Source organism: Sinimarinibacterium thermocellulolyticum (assembly GCF_040327995.1).
In the GTDB taxonomy this organism is placed as follows: Bacteria; Pseudomonadota; Gammaproteobacteria; order Nevskiales; family Nevskiaceae; genus Solimonas; species Solimonas thermocellulolyticum.
Genome location: NZ_JBEPIJ010000003.1, coordinates 126701 through 147139, shown reverse-complemented (window position 1 = coordinate 147139; position 20439 = coordinate 126701). Strand labels below are relative to the sequence as shown.

General features: G+C 67.8%; 15 protein-coding genes and 1 pseudogene. 7 read left to right on the top strand and 9 right to left on the bottom strand.

The genetic code is table 11. The features are described 5' to 3' along the window. Positions 1 to 92: 92 nt before the first annotated feature. From ABSH63_RS03910 to ABSH63_RS03890, 4 genes and pseudogenes are all read left to right on the top strand, one after another. On the top strand, positions 93 to 1409 hold the full coding sequence (locus ABSH63_RS03910; RefSeq protein WP_352887614.1) for a restriction endonuclease subunit S: 1317 nt from the start codon (positions 93 to 95) through the stop codon (positions 1407 to 1409). Beyond that, positions 1406 to 1875: pseudogene (locus tag ABSH63_RS15765) on the top strand (type I restriction endonuclease); the annotation flags it as partial. The gene ABSH63_RS03910 and the pseudogene ABSH63_RS15765, both read left to right, overlap by 4 nt. A gap of 121 nt (positions 1876 to 1996) precedes the next feature. After that, complete coding sequence (locus tag ABSH63_RS03895) at positions 1997 to 3241, top strand: ATP-binding protein (RefSeq protein WP_352887610.1); 1245 nt, start codon at positions 1997 to 1999, stop codon at positions 3239 to 3241. Further along, on the top strand, positions 3238 to 6411 hold the full coding sequence (locus tag ABSH63_RS03890; protein WP_352887608.1) for a type I restriction endonuclease subunit R: 3174 nt from the start codon (positions 3238 to 3240) through the stop codon (positions 6409 to 6411). Before ABSH63_RS03895 ends, ABSH63_RS03890 begins: the two co-directional genes overlap by 4 nt. A 123-nt stretch (positions 6412 to 6534) precedes the next feature. Here ABSH63_RS03890 and ABSH63_RS03885 read toward each other — a convergent pair whose 3' ends face one another. Genes ABSH63_RS03885 through ABSH63_RS03875 form a run of 3 tightly spaced genes read right to left on the bottom strand, consistent with a single transcriptional unit; the run spans position 6535 to position 9409 of the window. Beyond that, positions 6535 to 8286 carry a SulP family inorganic anion transporter gene (locus ABSH63_RS03885; RefSeq protein WP_352887607.1) on the bottom strand — a complete coding sequence of 584 codons (1752 nt, stop codon included), beginning with the start codon at positions 8284 to 8286 and terminating at the stop codon, positions 6535 to 6537. Further along, entirely contained in the window at positions 8283 to 8711 is a 429-nt protein-coding gene (locus tag ABSH63_RS03880; RefSeq protein ID WP_352887813.1) for a phosphate-starvation-inducible protein PsiE, read from the bottom strand. The genes ABSH63_RS03885 and ABSH63_RS03880 overlap by 4 nt, the downstream gene beginning before the upstream one ends. A 2-nt stretch (positions 8712 to 8713) precedes the next feature. Then, positions 8714 to 9409: an MBL fold metallo-hydrolase gene (locus ABSH63_RS03875; protein ID WP_352887606.1), complete on the bottom strand. Its 696-nt coding sequence runs from the start codon at positions 9407 to 9409 to the stop codon at positions 8714 to 8716. A 150-nt stretch (positions 9410 to 9559) separates the two neighbouring features. Here ABSH63_RS03875 and ABSH63_RS03870 point away from each other — a divergent pair, with 150 nt between their 5' ends. After that, a complete protein-coding gene (locus ABSH63_RS03870; protein ID WP_352887605.1) occupies positions 9560 to 10813 on the top strand; it encodes an NAD(P)/FAD-dependent oxidoreductase in 1254 nt (417 codons plus the stop codon). A gap of 48 nt (positions 10814 to 10861) precedes the next feature. Here the strand turns inward: ABSH63_RS03870 and glmS are convergent, their stop codons facing one another. Next, positions 10862 to 12697 (bottom strand): glutamine--fructose-6-phosphate transaminase (isomerizing), encoded by a 1836-nt coding sequence (gene glmS / locus ABSH63_RS03865; protein WP_352887604.1) that lies wholly within the window; start codon positions 12695 to 12697, stop codon positions 10862 to 10864. A gap of 201 nt (positions 12698 to 12898) precedes the next feature. Between glmS and ABSH63_RS03860 the strand changes: the two genes are divergently transcribed. Continuing rightward, the gene (locus ABSH63_RS03860) at positions 12899 to 13981 is read left to right on the top strand and encodes an XdhC family protein (RefSeq protein WP_352887603.1); all 1083 of its coding nucleotides are present in this window, start codon (positions 12899 to 12901) and stop codon (positions 13979 to 13981) included. Continuing rightward, a complete protein-coding gene (locus tag ABSH63_RS03855) occupies positions 13965 to 14567 on the top strand; it encodes a nucleotidyltransferase family protein (RefSeq protein WP_352887602.1) in 603 nt (200 codons plus the stop codon). Before ABSH63_RS03860 ends, ABSH63_RS03855 begins: the two co-directional genes overlap by 17 nt. On the opposite strand, the gene glmU is transcribed toward ABSH63_RS03855, so the two are convergent. From glmU to atpA, 5 genes are all read right to left on the bottom strand, one after another. Beyond that, positions 14555 to 15958 carry a bifunctional UDP-N-acetylglucosamine diphosphorylase/glucosamine-1-phosphate N-acetyltransferase GlmU gene (gene glmU, locus ABSH63_RS03850; protein WP_352887600.1) on the bottom strand — a complete coding sequence of 468 codons (1404 nt, stop codon included), beginning with the start codon at positions 15956 to 15958 and terminating at the stop codon, positions 14555 to 14557. The two genes, ABSH63_RS03855 and glmU, sit on opposite strands and share 13 nt — an antisense overlap. Positions 15959 to 16051: 93 nt before the next feature. Continuing rightward, positions 16052 to 16468 (bottom strand): F0F1 ATP synthase subunit epsilon, encoded by a 417-nt coding sequence (locus ABSH63_RS03845; RefSeq protein WP_352887597.1) that lies wholly within the window; start codon positions 16466 to 16468, stop codon positions 16052 to 16054. A gap of 85 nt (positions 16469 to 16553) precedes the next feature. Next, positions 16554 to 17930: a F0F1 ATP synthase subunit beta gene (atpD, locus tag ABSH63_RS03840; RefSeq protein WP_352887595.1), complete on the bottom strand. Its 1377-nt coding sequence runs from the start codon at positions 17928 to 17930 to the stop codon at positions 16554 to 16556. Between the two features lie 73 nt (positions 17931 to 18003). Next, positions 18004 to 18867: a F0F1 ATP synthase subunit gamma gene (atpG, locus tag ABSH63_RS03835; protein ID WP_352887593.1), complete on the bottom strand. Its 864-nt coding sequence runs from the start codon at positions 18865 to 18867 to the stop codon at positions 18004 to 18006. A gap of 26 nt (positions 18868 to 18893) precedes the next feature. Next, positions 18894 to 20432 carry a F0F1 ATP synthase subunit alpha gene (atpA, locus tag ABSH63_RS03830; protein WP_352887592.1) on the bottom strand — a complete coding sequence of 513 codons (1539 nt, stop codon included), beginning with the start codon at positions 20430 to 20432 and terminating at the stop codon, positions 18894 to 18896. Positions 20433 to 20439 lie beyond the last annotated feature (7 nt).

The following is a 20439-nucleotide window of genomic DNA, read 5'->3' as shown; positions in this document are numbered from 1 at the left end:
GCCGGTGGCGATCAGAAACGAACAACGCGAGCGGCAGGCCGAGGCTTTGAGGCTCGATGCCGCGATTGCCGCCAACCTGAAGGAGCTGGGGTATGGCGGGTGAGTGGCGCGAAGTGCCGATTGGCGAGCTAGCGGAGATCTATGACGGGCCGCACGCAACTCCGCCAAAGACAGATGATGGCCCAGTATTCCTCGGTATCTCGAATCTCGCCTCAGGGCGCATCGATCTCACGAACGCAGAGCACTTGTCCGAGGACGACTACGCGCGTTGGACGCGCCGTGTGGAACCGCTAGAAGGGGACGTCGTCTTCTCGTACGAAACCCGCCTCGGAGAGGCCGCGATCATCCCCCACGGCCTGCGCTGCTGTCTCGGACGGAGGATGGGCCTGTTACGTGCGCGTCCCGGGAAAGTAGATAAGCGCTTCCTGCTGTATGCGTATCTTGGACCGCAGTTCCAAAAGACTCTGCGATCGCGCACGATCCATGGAAGCACTGTGGATCGGATTCCCTTGATCGAAATGCCGAGGTTTACGATTGAGGTGCCCGCGAGCATTGACGAACAACAGGCCATTGCTCACATCCTCGGCACGCTGGACGACAAAATCGAGCTGAACCGGCGGATGAGCGAGACGCTGGAGGCGATGGCGCGGGCGCTGTTCAAGTCGTGGTTCGTGGACTTCGACCCCGTCCGCGCCAAGGCCGAAGGCCGCGACCCCGGCCTGCCTGCGCCCCTCGCCGACCTCTTCCCCGCCCGCCTCGTCGACTCCGAACTCGGCGAGATTCCGGAGGGGTGGGAGGTCAAACCCATCAGCGAGTTGGCAGATGTTGTCGGTGGGAGCACCCCGAAGACCGAACGGGCCGAGTATTGGGAGGGCGGCACGCATTACTGGGTCACGCCGAAGGACCTGTCAGCGCTTTCGATGCCGGTCCTGCTCGATACCGAACGAAAGATTACCGACGCGGGATTGGCACAGATCAGTTCGGGCTTGCTCCCGAAGGGAACCGTTCTGCTTTCTTCGCGTGCTCCGATTGGCTACCTCGCCATCGCCGAGGTTCCGGTCGCCGTCAATCAGGGCTTCATCGCGATGAAGCCGCGCCGCGGCACATCGAACCTGTTCTTGCTGCGCTGGGCTCGCGCGTTCCACGAAGAGATCGTCAGTCACGCCAACGGCTCCACGTTCCTTGAGATCAGCAGGTCGAGTTTCCGGCTTATTCGCACTGTCGCGCCGACCGCGTCCGTCATGGATGCCTTCGACCGCATATCGCAGCCACTGTATCGCAAGGTAGTCGAACATGAGCGCGAATCCCGCACCCTCGCCGCCCTGCGCGACGCGCTGCTGCCCAGGCTCATCTCCGGCGCGCTGCGCGTGAACGATGCGGAGCGGTTTTTGGAGGCGCGCGGGCTATGAGCGCTTTCACCGAATCCGACGTCGAGCAGGCCGCCCTCGCCTGGCTCGAATCTCTCGACTGGCAGATCGCCCACGGGCCTGACATCGCGCCCGACATGCCTGCCGCCGAGCGCGCCAGCCACGGCGAGGTCGTGCTGGCGCAGCGCCTGCGCGACGCCCTCGCCCGCCTCAATCCCGACCTCCCCGCCGAAGCGCTGGAGGACGCCTTCCGCAAGCTGACGCAGCCCCCGGCGCCGACCTGATCCAGCACAACCGCGCCTTGCACCGGCTTTTGGTGAATGGCGTGCCCGTCGAGTACCGGATGCGTGAGGGCGAGGTGCGCGGCGCGCAGGCCCACGTGATCGACTTCGACAACCCCGAGGCCAACGACTGGCTCGCGGTGAACCAGTTCAGCGTCACGGAGAACAAGCACAGCCGCCGGCCGGACGTAGTGCTGTTCGTGAACGGCCTGCCGCTGGCGGTGGTCGCGCATGACCCCGCGATCGCCGCTGGCCGCGAGGCGAATTAGCATTCAGCCGACGCCCGAACTTGCATTCAGCCGACACCCAAACTAGCATTCAGCCGACCGCTGACCCTATCCCTCCGGCATGCGCACTTCCCCAACCTACCCCCGGCTGCTCGCGCCCCGGCTGCGCGAAGCGCTGCGGGACACGCCGGCCGTGCTCGTCCACGGACCCCGGCAGAGCGGTAAGACGACGCTCGCCCGCAGCGTCGGGGAGGTGCAGGGCTATCGGTACGTCTCCTTCGATGACGACGCCACCCGCGCCGCCGCGAGCGCGGATCCGATCGGATTCGTCGCCCGGCTGCCGGCGAAATCCATCCTCGACGAGGTGCAGCGGGTTCCGGAGATCTTCACCTCGCTCAAGGCGGCCATCGACGCGCGCCGCGCGGCGGGGCGCTTCATCCTCACGGGGTCTGCGAACGTGCTGCTCGTTCCGCAGCTTGCCGATTCGCTCGCCGGCCGGATGGGGATCCTGCGCTTGCACCCGCTCGCTCAATGCGAGATCGAGGGCGTGCGTTCCCGCTTCGTCGACGATCTGCTGCGCGGGCGGTTCCGCACGGGCCTGTCAGCGCCGCTTGGCCGCGACCTCGCCCGCCGCATCGTGGACGGCGGTTATCCCGCCGCGCTCGCGCGGCGCGCCCCGGCGCGACGCCGTGCCTGGTACCGCGACTACGTCGAGGCGCAGATACAGCGCGACGTCCGTGACCTGAGCCGCGTGCGTTCCCTCGACACGCTACCCAAGCTGCTGCGCGTCGCGGCCACACATACCGCCGGGCTCATCAACGTGACCAATCTCGCGGCGCCATTCGAATTGACGCGCCAGACCATTCACGACCACGTGACACTGCTCGAACGGGTGTTCCTGCTCGAGCGCTTGGCGCCGTGGCACGTCAACCAGATGAGTCGGCTCGTCAAGCGCCCGAAGCTTCACATTGGCGACACCGGCATTGCCTGCGCGCTGCTGGGACTGGATGCCGCGCGCCTAGAGGCTGACCGCGCCGTGCTCGGCGCGATGCTGGAGACGTTCGTGCTTCAGGAGCTACGGCGTCAGGCGAGCTGGCGCCCCGACCCGATCGACTTCTTCCACTTCCGCGATCGAGATGACTTCGAGGTGGATATCGTGCTGGAAGGCGACGGCGTGGTCGCCGGTGTGGAGGTAAAGGCCGCCGCCACGGTCAACGAGTCGGACCTGCGCGGGCTTCGCAAGCTGCAGAGCGCGGCGGGCAGGCGCTTCGCCGCGGGCGTGGTGCTCTATGACGGCAGCGCGACAGTCAGCTTTGGGGGCGGGTTGTTCGCGGTGCCAGTCCGCCGGCTCTGGGAGTCTGCATGAGCACGAGCTTCACCGAATCCGACGTCGAAGACGCCGCTCTGGACTGGCTGAAAGCCAGCGGCTGGCAGATCGCCCACGGGCCTGACATCGCGCCCGACATGCCTGCCGCCGAGCGCGCCAGCCACGGCGAAGTGGTGCTGGGCGCACGGCTGCGTGACGCGCTGGCGCGGCTCAATCCGACGCTGCCCGCCGAGGCGCTGGAGGACGCCTATCGCAAGCTCACGCGGCCCGAGGGCGCGGACCTGGTCCAGCGCAACCGCGCCTTGCACCGTCTGCTGGTGAACGGCGTGACGGTCGAGTACCGCACGCGTGAGGGGGAGGTGCGCGGCGCGCAGGCCCACGTGATCGACTTCGACAACCCCGAGGCCAACGACTGGCTCGCGGTGAACCAGTTCAGCGTCACGGAGAACAAGCACAGCCGCCGGCCGGACGTAGTGCTGTTCGTGAACGGCCTGCCGCTCGCGGTGCTCGAGCTCAAGAACGCCGCCGACGAGAACGCGACGATCTGGAGCGCTTTGCGGCAGCTCCAGACTTACCAGGCCGAGATCCCCTCGCTCTTCGCGACGAACGCGGTGCTCGTCGTCTCCGACGGCGTCGAGGCGCGGGTCGGCGCGCTCGGCGCCGGCCGCGAGTGGTTCAAGCCCTGGCGCACGATCACGGGCGAGCGGCTCGCCGACAGCCAGGTCCCCGAGCTGCAGGTGGTGATCGAGGGCGTGTTCGCGCCACGGCGATTTCTGGATCTGGTACGCGACTTCATCGTGTTCGAGGACGACGGGAGCGGGCGCCTCATCAAGAAGATGGCGGGCTACCACCAGTTCCATGCGGTGCAGGTGGCGGTCGGCGAAACGCTGCGCGCGGCGGAGCTGGCCCGCGCGGAACGCGTCGCCGAAGAGACCGGGCGCTACGAAGCAGGCCGCAGGCCCGGCGGCAAGCCGGGAGACCGGCGCGTGGGCGTGGTGTGGCACACGCAGGGCTCGGGCAAGAGCCTGACGATGGCGTTCTACGCGGGCCGCATCATCCGCGAGCCGGCGATGGAGAACCCGACGATCGTCGTGCTCACCGACCGCAACGACCTCGACGACCAGCTCTTCGGCACCTTCTCGCGCTGCGCGGACCTGCTGCGCCAGCCGCCCGTGCAGGCCGAATCGCGCGCGCACCTGCGCGCGCTGCTCTCGGTGGCGGCCGGTGGCGTGGTGTTCACCACCATCCACAAGTTCTTTCCCGAGGAGAAGGGCGACCGGCACCCTCGCTTGTCCTCCCGCCGCAATATCGTGGTGATCGCCGACGAGGCACACCGCAGCCAGTACGACTTCATCGACGGCTACGCGCGCCACATGCGCGATGCGTTGCCAAATGCGTCCTTCATCGGTTTCACCGGCACGCCGATCGAATTGCAGGACGCCAATACGCGCGCGGTGTTCGGCGACTACATCAGCGTCTACGACATCCAGCGCGCCGTGCAGGACGGCGCCACCGTGCCGATCTACTACGAGAGCCGGCTCGCCAAACTCGCGCTCGACGAGACGGAGCGGCCGAAGATCGATCCGGACTTCGAGGAGGCGACCGAGGGCGAGGAGGCCGAGCGTAAAGAGAAGCTCAAAACCAAGTGGGCGCAGCTCGAAGCCATCGTCGGTACCGAAAAGCGCTTACGGCTCGTGGCCCGCGACATCGTCGAGCACTTCGAGAAGCGCTGCGAGGCGATGCACGGCAAGGCGATGGTCGTCTGCATGAGCCGGCGTATCTGCGTCGAGCTGTACCGGGAGCTGGTGAAGCTGCGTCCCGCGTGGCACGACGAAGACGACGCCCGCGGCGCGATCAAGGTGGTGATGACCGGTTCCGCCTCGGACCCACCGGACTGGCAGGCGCACATCCGCAACAAGCCGCGGCGCGAGGCGCTCGCCAAGCGCTTCCGCGATGCGGCCGATCCGCTGCGCATCGTGATCGTGCGGGACATGTGGCTGACGGGCTTCGACGCCCCCTGCATGCACACCATGTACATCGACAAGCCGATGCGGGGGCATGGGCTGATGCAGGCGATCGCGCGCGTGAACCGCGTCTTCCGCGACAAGCCCGGCGGGCTCGTCGTGGACTACCTCGGCCTTGCGCACGAGCTGAAGGCGGCGCTCGCGACCTACACCGACAGCGGCGGCACGGGCCGCACGGCGCTCGATCAGGACGAGGCCGTGGCTCTGATGCTGGAGAAGTACGAGGTGTGCTGCGGGCTCTTGGGTTCGTATCCGACGCCTGGCGGCGTCGTGCGGGGCTTCGACCGGTCGCGCTGGACGAGCGGAACACCGGCCGAGCGTGTGGCGCTTCTGCCTGCCGCGCAGGAGCACATCCTCGGCCAGGAAAACGGCAAAGACCGCTTTGTGCGCGCCGTGCGCGAACTGTCCCAGGCCTTTGCGCTCGCCGTGCCGCACGAAGAGGCCCTGCGCATCCGTGACGACGTGGCCTTCTTCCAGGCCGTGCAGGCGGTGCTCGCCAAGCGCGCGCCCAATGATGCGCGCCCCGAGGAGGACATCGAGCACGCGGTGCGGCAGATCATCTCGCGGGCCGTCGCACCCGAAGGCGTCGTCGACGTCTTCGCGGCGGCCGGGCTCCAGAAGCCGGACGTTTCCATCCTTTCCGATGAGTTTCTCGCCGAGGTGCGCGGCATGCCGCAGCGCAACCTCGCGGTCGAACTACTGCAGAAGCTGCTCAAGGGCGAGCTCGCGACCCGGCGGCGCAAGAACGTCGTGCAGGCACGCTCCTTCGCCGAGATGCTGGAGCAGTCGCTGCGCCGCTACCAGAACCGCGCGATCGAGGCGGCGCAGGTGATCGAGGAGCTGATCGCGCTGGCCAAGGACATGCGCGAGGCGAACGCGCGGGGCGAAGCGCTGGGCCTGTCCGAGGACGAGCTGGCCTTCTACGACGCGCTCGAAACCAACGACAGCGCGGTCAAGGTCTTGGGCGACGAGACGCTGCGCGCCATCGCGCGCGAGCTGGTCCAGACGGTGCGCCATAACGTGAGCATCGACTGGACGCTGCGCGAGAACGTGCGCGCGCAGCTTCGCGTGCTGGTCAAGCGCATCCTGCGCAATCACGGCTACCCGCCGGACAAGCAAGAAAAGGCCACGCAGACGGTGCTGGAGCAGGCGGCGCTGCTGTCGACGGAATGGGCGGTGGCGTGACGGGGCGAGCGATGCAACGCCAGGCGCAGTCATCGCCAGCGGCCTTGCGTGCCCGGATCCGCCACATCGGTGTTGCGCATCCCGACGTACGCGCGGCCTCGCCGCATCGCGGTGGCGGCGCCATCACCGCCCGGGCCGAGCGTCGGCGCGATCCACCCGCCGCAGGGCCTGCACCGCCGCGTGTGTCGAAAGATGGATGCGATCGTCCGACAGGCGCCGGCACAAGGCGGTGTCCTTGAGCCTATCCATCACCGGGCCCTTCACCTCGGCGAGGTGCAGGCGGATGCCGCGTTCGGCAAGGCCGCGTTCCAGGGACTCCAGCACGTCGAGTCCGCTGCTGTCGATGTAGGCCACGCCGGACATCACCAGCACCACGTCGCAGAGGTCTTTGCGCCCGGCGATGAGGTTCTGCAGCTCGGTTTCGACGCGCGGAGCGTTGGCGAAGTAGAGCGTCTCGTCCAGGCGCACCAGCAACAGGTCCGGCCAGGTCTCGACGACATGGCGTAGCACGTTGCGGTAGTGCTCGCTCTCCCCCAGCCGGCCGATCACGGCGATGTGTGGGCGGCTGGTGCGGTAGAGGAACAGCAGCAGCGAAAGCCCGACGCCCAGCATCAGCCCAACCTCGATGCCGAAGCCCAGCACGCCCAGCATGGTGGCCGCCTGCGCGGCCCCGTCGCCGCGGTCGTAGTGCCAGGTGTGGAACAGCGATGGGAAGTCCACCAGTTGCCAAACCGCGACCACGATGATGGCCGCGAGCACCGATTTGGGCAGGGCGGCCAGAAGGCCGGTGAAGGCGAAGGCGGCGAGCGCAACCCACAGCGCGGTGACGACGGCGGCGAGCTGGGTTCGGGCACCGGCGTCGAAGTTGACCATGCTGCGCGCAAAGCCGCCGCACACCGGCATGGCGCCCGCGCAGGCGGCCATGAGGTTGGTGCCGCCCAAGGCGAGCAGCTCCTGATCGGCGTCGATTTTCTCGCCGCGCCGCAGCGCCAGTGCCTTGGCGACCGAGATGCTCTCGATATAGCCGATGAGGGCGATCATCACCGCCGCCGGCAGCAGGGCCGCCCAGCCGGGCTCCTGCAGAAACGCGAGCGAGAGGCCCGGAAGGCCCTGCGGAATCGGCCCGACCACCGCCACCTGCCAGCGCTTCTCGGCATCCGTCAGTGCGGATATGAGCGTGGTCACGGCCACCAGCACCAAGGGTGCGGTGCGGCCGGCGATGGCGGCCTGGGCTGGCTTGATCCCCCGCGCAACCAGTACGCGGGTCAGCGGCTTGCGTGCCGCGAACAACAGCACCAGGGCAGCGAGCCCAAACGCCGCGGTGGCGGTGTTGAAGGCTTCGGCATGGGCCAGCAACGCCCGGACGATCCCCGGCAGGTTGGCATCGCGCGGTACCGGGATGCCGGTGAGCGCTGAAAGCTGGGTGCCGATGATGAAGATCGCCGCCGCGGTCGTGAAGCCCGACAGCACGGGATGGCTGATGAAGTGCGTCAGCCAGCCCAGCCGCAGCGCGGCCATTGCGAGCAGGATGGCCCCACTGAGCGCGGCGAGAATCAACGCCCCGGCGACGTATTTTTCCATGTCGCCGTCGGCATACGGCGTGAGCGCGGTGGTGACCATCACCGCCGCCACCGCGACCGGACCGACGGCGAGCGTGCGGCTGCTGCCGAGCAGGGCATAGACCAGCACTGGCAGCACGCTGGCGTAGAGTCCGACCTGGGGCGGCAGCCCTGCGAGCAAGGCATAGGCCAGGGCCTGCGGGATCAGCAGGATGGCGGTGACGGTTCCGGCGAGGCCGTCGGCCGCCAGCGTGTCGCGCCCGGCCCTGCGCAGGTCGGCGAAAAGGGGTAGCCAGCGGGCCAGGGCGCCGTTCACTCGTTGGGGATCCGGGTGGTCGCGCGCTCGGTATCGGGATAGGGCAAGCGCAGATGCCCGTAACGTACGACCAGCACCGCCAGAGCGAGCGCCAGTACCGCAAGACCGAAATAGAACATGGCGCTGGCGTGCTCGGGCTTGACATCCACCACCACGTGTCGCGCGATCGCTACCATCGCGATGTAGAGCGGCATGCGTACCGGTAGCCGTCCGGACTCCCAATACAGCCGCACCATCGCCACCACCTCCACATAGATAAAGAGCAGCAACAACTCGGCGAGCGTAACCGTACGCGCGGCGGCCATGCGCCAGAGTTCCTGCCCGGCCGAGATCACCGTGGCGAGCAGCACCACGGCGAGGCCCAGGTCTTCGAAGGCGCGGGCCAGGCGCCGCCCCCATCGATCACCCAGACCGCCGGCGGTCATGATCACACCTTGCCGCAGGCGAGGTTGGCGGGAACGGCCACGTCCATCAGCTTGGGGTTCGGCAGCTTGAGGTTGTTCATGATCTCGATGAACTCCGCCTCGGTCTTGCCGGCCAGTCGTGGGTTGTGACGCTTTTCCTCGCCGATGCTCGACGCCGTCCAGCCCTTGTAATCATGGGCTGGGTAGACCGTGGTCTCGTCGGGCAGACGGAACAGCTTGTTGACGATGGAGTCCCAGCTCTTGCGCGGATCGCCGTTCTGGAAATCGGTGCGTCCGGTGCCGCGGATCAGCAAGACGTCGCCGGTGAAGACCGCCCTGGGCCGCTCGGCACCGAGCACGAAGCTGAAAGACTCGTCCGTATGTCCCGGCGTGTACAGCGCCTTGAGCCGGAGGCCGTCCACGTCCAGCGTCTCGCCCTCTTTGACGTGCTGGCTCACGCACTGAGCCTTGGTGAACTCGCCCATGATGGTGACGCAGCCGGTGGCGTCACGCAGATCGCCCAAGCCGGTGATGTGATCGGCATGGGTATGGGTGTCGATGGCGCGTACCAGCTTCAAGCCCAGCGCATTGATGACGGCGAGGTAGTCGGCGGTCCGCTCCTTGACCGGGTCGATGATCAAGGCCTCGCGGCCCGGACCCGAAGCCAGCAAGTAGGTGTAGGTACTCGAGCTCGCGTCGAAGAATTGGCGGAAAATCATGGTGCACTCCGGCCCGCTTCTTGCGGACGTCCATATAACCAATGAGACTAACGATATTCCATATCTTCGATTATGATACCCGATAGGGTATTTTTCAATGCCGGCACGGCGCGCATCGTGCCGTCGCAAGACCCACAGGAGCACTGCGTCATGACCGATTCTCACCGTCGCCACACCATCGCCATCGTCGGTGCCGGCGCAGCCGGCCTCACCGTCGCCGCCGCGCTCAAGCGCGCCCGATCGGAGCTCGACGTCGCGCTGATCGACCCTGCCCCGTACCACTACTACCAGCCGGCCTGGACGCTGGTCGGTGGCGGCTGTTACGACATCGCCGCCACGCGCCGGGAGATGCGCACGCTCATCCCCAAGGGCGTGCATCACATCGTCGAACGGGTCGAGGGCTTCGCGCCGGAGCAGAACCGCCTGCGCCTGCACGGCGGGGGCAGCGTGGAGTACCGCATCCTGATCGTCGCGGCCGGCCTGCAACTCGACTGGCACAAGATCGACGGCCTGGTCGAAACCCTGGGCAAGAACGGCGTGTCGAGCAACTACGCCTACGAACACGCCCCCTACACCTGGGCCTGCGTGAGTCAGCTCCGTGGCGGCACGGCGTTGTTCACGCAGCCGGCCATGCCGATCAAGTGTGCCGGCGCTCCGCAAAAGGCCCTGTATCTCGCGGCCGATCATCTGCGTCGTCGCGGCGCGGACGTGGCGTGCCATTTCTACACCGCGGGTGCGGCGATGTTCGGCGTGCCTTTCTATTCGCAGGCGCTGGACAAGGTCGTCGCCCACTACGGCATCACGGCGCATTTCGCGCATACGCTGGTGGCCGTCGACGGCGCGAACCGGACGGCGCACTTCGAGGTGGTCGCGGGCGACGAAAAACGGCGCGTGTCCCAGCGCTTCGACTTTCTGCACGTGGTGCCGCCGCAGTCGGCCCCGGACTTCATCAAGCACAGCCCGCTCGCCGATGCGAGCGGCTGGCTCGCGGTGGACAAGCACACGCTGCAAAGCCCGAAGTTCGACAACGTCTTCGCCTTGGGCGACTGCACCACGACGCCGAACAGCAAGACCGCGGCGGCGGTGCGGGCGCAGGCGCCGGTGGTGGTCGCCAATGTGTTGAAGGCGCTGCTCGGCAACGGCAGTGTGCGCAAGTACGACGGCTACGCCAGCTGTCCGCTGACCACTTCACGCGGCAAGATCATGCTCGCCGAGTTCTGCTACGACGGTGTGGTGACGCCGAGCTTTCCGCTCGACCCGCGCATCCCGCGCCGCAGCTATTGGTGGCTCAAGAAGCACTACCTGCCCTATCTCTACTGGGAGCGGATGCTGCGTGGCGACTTCGGGCCGGACTGGCACCGCGAGCGCAGCTTCCCCGCCGCCGTACCAAGGATCGCTCCCTGACAGGATCCGGATCGCGCGGTGGCGGGCGGTGGCCACGCCGCCGCGCCGCTATTCCACGGTGACGCTCTTGGCCAGATTGCGCGGCTGATCGACGTCGGTGCCGCGCAGCACGGCGACATGGTAGGCGAGCAGTTGCAGCGGCACCGTGTACACCAGCGGCGCCTGTAGCGGCTCGATGTGATCGGGCATGATGATCACCTCGACGCCGTCACTGGGCTCGATGCCGGTGTTCGGATCGGCGAAGACGAACAGGCGGCCGCCGCGCGCCCGCACTTCCTGCAGGTTGGACTTGAGCTTTTCGAGCAGCGCGTTGTTCGGCGCGACCGCGACCACCGGCATGTCGTCGTCGACCAGCGCCAACGGACCGTGCTTGAGCTCGCCGGCGGCATAGGCCTCGGCGTGGATGTAGGAGATCTCCTTGAGCTTGAGCGCGCCTTCCATCGCGATCGGCCAGGTCGGGCCGCGGCCGAGGAACAGCGCGTGGCGCTTGTCGGCAAAGCGTTCGGCCCAGGCACGGATCGGCGCGTCGAGCTTGAGCGTGTGTTCGACCATCTCGGGGACGCGGCGTATCTGCCGCGTGTACAAGGCGATCACGCGGCGGTCGATGCCGCGGCGCTGCGCGATCGCCAGGCCGAGCAGGCCGAGCGCGGCGAGCTGCGTCGTGAATGCCTTGGTGCTGGCGACGCCGACTTCCGGACCGGCGCGCGTCATCAGCACCAGGTCGGCCTCCCGCACGAGCGAGGATTCGGGCACGTTGCAGATCGCCGCGGTGGCGACGTAGCCCAGCTTTTTCGCCTCGCGCAGTGCCGCGAGCGTGTCCGCGGTCTCGCCCGACTGCGAGATCGCGAGGAACAGCGTGCCGGCCATGACCACCGGATTGCGATAGCGGTACTCGCTGGCGATCTCGACCGTGCACGGAATGCGCGCACCCTGTTCGAGGTAGTAGCGCGCGACCAGCCCGGCGTGATAGCTGGTGCCGCAGGCGACGATGTGCACCTGCTGCACGCGCGGCAGCACGTCGGCCGCGCGCGGCCCGAACGCGGCTTCGAGCACGTGATCGGAGACGATGCGCTCCGACAGCGTATCGGCGATCGCGCGCGGCTGCTCGTGGATCTCCTTGAGCATGTAGTGCGCGTACTCGCCGCGCTCGACGGCGTCCGCCGACAGGCTCGACTCGTGCAGCGCGCGCTCGACGCGCCGGCCGCGCGCATCGAAGATCGTCACCGAGTCGCGGCGGATGTCGGCGACATCGCCCTCTTCGAGGAAGTGGAACCGGCGCGTGACCGGCAGCAGCGCCTGCACGTCGGAGGCGACGTAATTGCCGTCGGCACCGAGCCCGATCACCAGCGGGCTGGCGATGCGCGCAACGACGATGCGGTCCGGCTGCTGCGCGTCGAAGACGACGATCGCGTAGGCGCCGGTGAGCCGCTTGACCGCCTGCTGCACCGCCGCGGTCAGATCGAGCCCCTGCTGCACGTGCTCGTGAATCAGGTGGGCGATGACCTCGGTATCGGTCTCGGAGGCGAAGACATAGCCCTTGGCTTCGAGCTCGGCTTTGAGCTCGACGTAGTTCTCGATGATGCCGTTGTGGATCAGCGCGATGCGGCCGCCGGAGACGTGCGGGTGCGCATTGGCCTCGGTGACCCCGCCGTGCGTCGCCCAGCGTGAGTGGGCGATGCCGATCGGCCCACGGCATGGCTCGGCGTCGAGCTTCTCCTGCAGACGCGCGACCTTGCCGACCGCGCGGCGCAGGCCGAGCTCACCGGCACGCACCGCCAGCGCGACGCCGGTCGAGTCATAGCCCCGATATTCGAGCCGGCGCAGGCCTTCGATAAGAAGGGCGCTGACATCCTGTCCGGCGATTGCACCGACGATTCCGCACATGAGCGGCTCTGAAAGCTGATGGCTGGCCGCGCATTCTACGACGCCGATGGCGCGCACGCCGGACGCGGGCAGACGGATGCCTCTGCCGCGCGATCGGCAAGGTTGCACGAGTGCCGCCGCGGTCAAGTCCTGCGCGGCGCGCGGCTTACCGCCGGTGGCGCCGGCTGTGTACGCTGCGCGAGCCGAAAGACGTTTGGCCGCATGAATACACCCGAGGAGTTCGCCACGCTGCACGCCGGCGCGCGGCGCCTGGCCGCCGCCGGCGGCGGTGCGATCGCGACCCTGCTGCGCACGCAAGGGCCGGTGTTCCGCCGCGCCGGCACGCGCATGCTGATCGGGCGCGACGGCAGCATCGTGCGCGGCCTGTCGGCCGGCTGCCCCCAAGCCGATCTGGTGACGCGCACGCGGGCGCTGTTCGCGCAGGACGGTGGAGCCTGCATCGTCCGCTACGACCGCGAGCATGGCTACGATGCCCTGCTCGAACTCGGGTGCGGCGGCGCGATGGAAATCCTCGTCGAGACCTTCGGCGGCGCCGACGAGCTGCGCTATCTCGATGCCGTCGCCGCGCTGATCCACGAGCGGGACTGCGGCTGGCTGGCGAGCTGGTACGCGAGCGATGGCCACTGCCTGCCACGGCCGCGGCGCTTGTTGTGGCATGACGGCGTGCGCTTCGATGCGCTCGGGGACGAGCGCGTGGCGGGCGCGATCGTGGCCGAGTGTGAGCGGATCCCCCCCGGCGCGACCGTTGCCACGGCGCTGCGGGCCGGCGACCAGCGTATCGAGGTGCTGATCGAGCCGGTCGCGCCGCCGCTGGCGTTGTTCGTCGTCGGCGACAACGATGGCGCGCATGCGCTGGCACGGCTGGGCGCCATGCTGGGCTGGCAGGTGACCCTCGTCGGCCACACCGAAGTCGGCGATACGCCGCCGCCGCGCGGCGTCGCGCGGCTGTGCGTGACGCCGGAGCGCGTCTCCACCTCGCTGCGCCTCGACGCGCGCAGCGCGGTCGTGGTGATGACGCACAATCTCGAACGCGATCTGGACTATCTGCGCGCGCTCGCACACGCGGCGCCCGGTTATCTGGGCGCGCTCGGCTCGCGCACGCGCGCCCGGCGCCTGTGCGCGGCGCTCGGCAGCAGCGCGCCGCTGCTGTACGCCCCGGCCGGGCTCGACATCGGCGCCGAGACACCCGAGGCGATCGCGCTGGCGATCGCGGCCGAGATCCAGGCCGTGATGCACGGCCGCAACGGCGGCGCCTTGCGCCTCGGCGATGGCCCGATCCACTGAACCGCGCATCGCCGGCGTGCTGCTCGCAGCCGGCGCGGCGCGGCGCTTCGGCAGCCCCAAGCAGCTCGCCTGCCTCGATGGCGTCGCGCTGGTCCGCCGCAGCGCGCAGGCGCTGCTCGACGCCGGGTTGCCGCTGACCGTCGTCACCGGCGCCCACGCCGATGCGGTCGGCGCCGCCCTTGCCGGACTGCCGCTGCGGCTGATCCACAACGCGGACTGGCGCGAAGGGCTGGGGCGCTCGATCGCCTGCGCGGTCGCCGCGCTCGGCGACGACGCCGCGCTCGACGGCGTGCTGATCGCGCTCGCCGACCAGCCACTGGTCGGCGCTTCGCAACTGCGCCGACTGCTCGCCGCACACGAAGCGGGCGCGATCACCGCGGCCGACCATGGCACCGTCGTCGGGCCGCCGGCGGTGTTCGCGCGCGCGCATTTCGCGGCCCTCGCCGCGCTGCGCGGGGATAGCGGCGCGCGTGCGCTGCTCGCGGCGCAGGCCGGGCGGCTGCGGCGCGTGCCGATGCCCGAGGCCGCGATCGACATCGACACCCCCGCACAATGGCGCGCGGCGCAGGCGGCTCAGCGGCCCTGATCGGCGTTCTTGCGCGGGCGCTGCCAGGACGGGAAGGTCTTTTGTTCGCGCGCGCGGCAGATCGTCAAGCCGCCGGGGGGCACGTCGCGGGCGATCGTCGAGCCGGCGCCGATGGTCGCCCCCTTGCCGACGCGCACCGGCGCGACGAGCTGCGTGTCAGAACCGATGAAAGCCCCGTCCTCGATCACGGTCAGGTGTTTGTTGGCGCCGTCGTAGTTGCAGAAGATCGTGCCGGCGCCGATGTTGACGTCGCTGCCGACCTCGCCGTCGCCCAGGTAGGCCAGATGATTGGCCTTGCTGGCACGCCCCATGCGCACCTTCTTGACCTCGACGAAATTGCCGATGTGCACCGCATCGGCGAGCTCGGCGTCCGGGCGCAGGCGCGCGAAGGGTCCGATGCGGCAGTCCGCTCCGGCGGTCGCCCGATCCAGCACGCTGTGCGATTCGACGATCGTGCCGGCACCCAGGCGCACGTCGCGCAGCACGCAGTACGCCCCGATGCGCACGCCATCGCCGAGCTCGACCCGACCTTCGAACACACAGCCGACATCAATGAAGACATCGCGACCGTGCGTGAGCGTGCCGCGCAGCTCGAAGCGCGACGGATCGGCGAGGCTCACGCCGGCGACGAGCAGCGCCTCGGCCTGCGCAAGCTGGTAGCGGCGCTCCATGCGCGCGAGCTGCAGACGGTCGTTCACACCCTCGACCTCGTCGGCGTTCGCGACGGTGACGGTCGCGACCTCGAGCCGATCCTTGACCGCGAGCGCGACGACATCGGTCAGGTAGAACTCGCCCTTGGCGTTGTCGTTGCGGACTTTCGCGAGCCAGGTACGCAGTCGCTTCGCTGGCGCCGCGATGAAGCCGGTGTTGACCTCACGGATGCGGCGCTGGCGCGCGTTCGCATCCTTGTCCTCGACGATACCGGTCACGGCACCTTGGCGATTGCGCAGGATACGGCCGTAACCGGTCGGGTCGGGGAGCTCGACCGTGAGCACCGCCAGCGTGCGCCGACCGGCGTCGAGCAGCGGCCGCAGCGTGGCGGGCGTGATCAGCGGCACGTCGCCGTACATGACCAGCACGACGGCATCGTCCGGCACATTCGGCATGGCCTGTTGCACCGCGTGCGCCGTGCCCTTTTGTTCGGCCTGATGGGCCCAGCACAAGCGCCCCGGCGCGACCCGGGCGCGCTCGCACCACGCGCGCACCTGCTCGCTGCCATGTCCGTGGACGACGTGGATCGCGCTCGCGTCCAGCGCCAGCGCGGCATCGAGTACGTGCGCGAGCATCGGCCGCCCGCCGACCGTGTGCAGCACCTTGGGCAGCGCGCTTTTCATGCGTGTACCCTGGCCGGCGGCAAGGACGATGCAGTGCAGTGCGGCGTTCTTGGTCATGGACGCTCCAAACGAAAATCCCGCCCATGTTGCCGGAACAGGGGCGGGACGGTCATCGTACCGGCCGCGCGGCCGGTACGCGGCATTTCGATTTCAGCGGCGCGACTTGAGCTTCTGCACGAACTGCAGGCGCGCCGCGGCCTCGACCAGCTCGGCCTGGGCACGGGCCAGATCCATTTCGCTCTTGGCGCCAGCGAGTCTCTCCTCGGCCGCCTGCTTGGCGGCGAGCGCGGCCGCCTCGTCGGCGTCCTTGGCGCGCAGCGCCGTGTCGGCCAACACCGTGACCAGATAGGGCTGCACTTCGAGGATGCCGCCGCCGACGAAGAACTCCAGCGCCTCGGCACCCGGCTGCTGCACGCGCACCGTGCCCGGCTTGAGCCGGGTCAGCAGCGGCGCGTGCCGCGGCGCGATGCCAACTTCGCCCATCTCCGCCGGTGCGAACACCATCTGCGCCTCGCCCGAGTGGATGTGTCCCTCGGCGGAAACGATGTCTACGTGGATGTTTGCCATTTCACTTCTCGTGAGACGTGGGTCGTAAGACGTGAGACAACGGTGAGGTCGCGACGCTACGTCTCACGTCTCACTCCTCACCGTGTTACAGCTTCTTGGCCTTCTCGACGGCCTCGTCGATGGTGCCGACCATGTAAAACGCCTGCTCCGGCAGATGATCGTACTTGCCATCGACGATGCCGCGGAAACCGCGGATGGTCTCCTTGAGCGAAACGTACTTGCCGGGCGAGCCGGTGAACACCTCGGCGACGTGGAATGGCTGCGACAAAAAGCGCTGGATCTTGCGCGCGCGGGCGACGATGAGCTTGTCCTCCTCGGACAGCTCGTCCATGCCCAGGATCGCGATGATGTCCTTGAGCTCCTTATAGCGCTGCAGTACGCCCTGCACGTCGCGCGCGGTCTGGTAGTGCTCCTCGCCGATCACGTTCGGATCGAGCTGGCGAGAGGTCGAGTCGAGCGGATCGACCGCCGGGTAGATGCCCAGCGCCGCGATGTCACGCGACAGCACCACGGTGGCGTCCAGGTGCGCGAAGGTCGTTGCCGGCGACGGGTCGGTGAGGTCGTCCGCCGGCACGTAGACGGCCTGGATCGAGGTGATCGAACCCTTCTTGGTCGAGGTGATGCGCTCTTGCAACACACCCATCTCCTCGGCCAGCGTCGGCTGGTAACCCACGGCCGAAGGCATGCGGCCGAGCAGTGCCGAGACTTCGGTGCCGGCCAGGGTGTAGCGGTAGATGTTGTCGATGAACAAGAGCACGTCGCGGCCCTCGTCGCGGAAGTACTCGGCCATCGTCAGCCCCGTGAGGGCGACGCGCAGACGGTTGCCCGGCGGCTCGTTCATCTGGCCGTAGACCATCGCCACCTTGTCGAGCACGTTCGACTCCTTCATCTCGTGATAGAAGTCGTTGCCCTCGCGGGTGCGCTCGCCGACGCCGGCGAACACCGACAGACCCGAGTGCGCCTTGGCGATGTTGTTGATCAGCTCCATCATGTTGACGGTCTTGCCGACGCCGGCGCCGCCGAACAGACCAACCTTGCCGCCCTTGGCGAAGGGGATCAGCAGGTCGATGACCTTGATGCCGGTTTCGAGCAGCTCGGTCGAACCGGCCTGGTCCTCATAGGACGGCGCGGCGCGGTGGATCGCCCACTTCTCCTCGGACTTGACCTCGCCAGCCTCGTCGATGGGGCGACCGAGCACGTCCATGATGCGCCCCAGCGTGCCCTTGCCGACCGGCACCGAGATCGGATGGCCGGTGTTCTTCACGGCGAGGCCGCGCTTGAGACCTTCGGAGGCGCCGAGTGCGATCGTGCGCACGACGCCGTCGCCGAGCTGCTGCTGGACCTCGAGCGTCAGATCGGTACCGTCGATGCTCAGCGCGTCGTAAATCTTCGGGATCGCATCGCGCGGAAACTCCACGTCGACGACGGCGCCGATAACCTGAACGATCTTGCCAGTGCTCATGTTTGCTCTCGTGACTCGTATTGCTTGAGGGGCGATCCGTGTCGCGACACCGCCGCGACCCACGATCGCGTCTTCAACCGACGGCGGCCGCGCCGCCGACGATTTCTGCCAATTCCTTGGTGATGTTGGCCTGACGCGCCTTGTTGTAGGCGAGCTGCAACTGGTTGATGATCTTGCCGGCGTTGTCCGACGCCGCCTTCATCGCCACCATGCGCGCGCTCTGCTCACAGGCCATGTTCTCGATCACCGCCTGATACACCTGCGACTCGATGTAACGCGTCAGCACCACGTCGAGCAGCTCGGTGGACGAAGGCTCGTACAGGTAGTCCCAGTGTTCGAGCATGCCTTCGTCGCTCACCGGTTCGATCGGCAACAGCTGCAGTACCGTCGGCTTCTGCGTCATCGTGTTGATGAACTGGTTCGACACGACGAAGACGCGATCGACCTGGCCCTCGCGGTAGGCGTCGGTCAGCACCTTGATCGAGCCCAGCAACTGTTCGAGATGCGGACGGTCGCCCAGGTGCGTCGTGGTCGCCAGCACCTTGCCGCCGAGTCGTTTGAAGAACGACACGGCCTTGTTGCCGATCAGCACGAACTCGACCTCGACGCCCTTGGCCCGCCACTCGCGCACCTCGCGCACCGTGGCGCGGAAGGCATTCATGTTCAGGCCGCCGCATAGACCGCGGTCGGATGAGACGACCAGGTAGGCAACGCGCTTGACCTCGCGCTCGATCGTGAACGGATGCTTGTACTCGAGGTTCGCCTGCGCCAGATGGCCCAGCGTGCGGCGGATCTTCTCGGCGTACGGGCGTGCCGCCGCCATGCGATCCTGCGCCTTGCGCATTTTCGACATGGCGACCTTTTCCATCGCCCGCGTGATCTTCTGCGTGTTCTTGACGCTCTTGATCTTGGTGCGGATTTCCTTGGCGGCGGCCACGGCTGCTCTCTATCTGGGGAATGAAATCAGATGGCGGACTGCTTGACGTAGGCGTCCATCGCCGCCTTCAGGCCGCTTTCCAACTCATCATTCCAGTCGCCGCCATCGAGCTTGCCGAGCAGTTCACCGTGGCTGCTGGCGAGGAACTGATGCAGACCCGCCTCCCAGGCGAGTACCTTGTCCACCGGCACCTTGTCGATGTAACCCTTCTCGACCGCGTACAGCGATGCCGCCATCTGGCCCACCGACAGCGGCTGGTATTGCTTCTGCTTCATCAGCTCGGTGACGCGCTGACCGCGTTCGAGCTGCTTGCGGGTCGCCTCGTCGAGATCGGAGGCGAACTGCGCGAAGGCGGCGAGCTCGCGGTACTGGGCGAGCGCCAGACGCACGCCGCCGCCGAGCTTCTTGATCACCTTGGTCTGCGCCGCGCCACCGACGCGCGACACCGAGATGCCGGCGTTCATGGCCGGGCGGATGCCGGCGTTGAACAGATCGGTCTCGAGGAAGATCTGGCCGTCAGTGATCGAGATGACGTTGGTCGGCACGAAGGCCGAGACGTCGCCGGCCTGGGTCTCGATGATCGGCAGCGCAGTGAGTGAGCCGGTCTTGCCCTTGACCTTGCCGCCGGTCAGTTTCTCGACGTACTCCTCGTTGATGCGCGCGGCGCGTTCGAGCAGACGCGAGTGCAGGTAGAACACGTCGCCCGGGAAGGCTTCACGGCCCGGCGGGCGGCGCAGCAAGAGCGACACCTGGCGGTAAGCGACGGCCTGCTTGGACAGATCGTCGTAGATGATCAGCGCGTCTTCGCCCTTGTCACGGAAGTACTCGCCCATCGAGCAGCCGGCATACGGGGCGATGTACTGCAGCGCCGGCGATTCGGCGGCGGCGGCGGCGACGACGATGGTGTGCGCCATCGCGCCGTGCTCTTCGAGCTTGCGCACGACGTTGGCGATCGAGCTGTTCTTCTGCCCGATGGCCACGTAGATGCACTTAATGCCCGAGCCCTTCTGGTTGATGATCGTGTCGACGGCGAGCGCGGTCTTGCCGGTCTGGCGGTCGCCGATGATCAGCTCGCGCTGGCCACGGCCGATCGGCACCATCGAGTCGATCGCCTTGTAGCCGGTCTGCACCGGCTGGCTCACCGACTTGCGGGTGATCACGCCCGGGGCGACCTTCTCGATCGGCGAGGTGCCGGCGGCCTTGATCGGTCCCTTGCCGTCGATGGGATTGCCGAGCGCGTCCACCACGCGGCCCAGCAGCCCTTCACCGACCGGCACTTCGAGGATGCGGCCCGTCGTCTTGACGGTGTCGCCTTCCTTCAGGTGCTTGTAGTCGCCCAGCACGACGGCGCCGACGGAGTCGCGCTCAAGATTGAGTGCGAGACCGAAGACGTTGCCCGGGAACTCGAGCATTTCGCCCTGCAGCGCGTCAGACAGGCCGTGGATGCGGACGATGCCGTCCTGCAGCGACACGATGGTGCCCGTCGTGCGCGCCTCGGTGGTGGCGTCGAAGTTCTGGATGCGCGCCTTGATCAGGTCGCTGATTTCCGAAGGATTGAGTTGCATACGAACC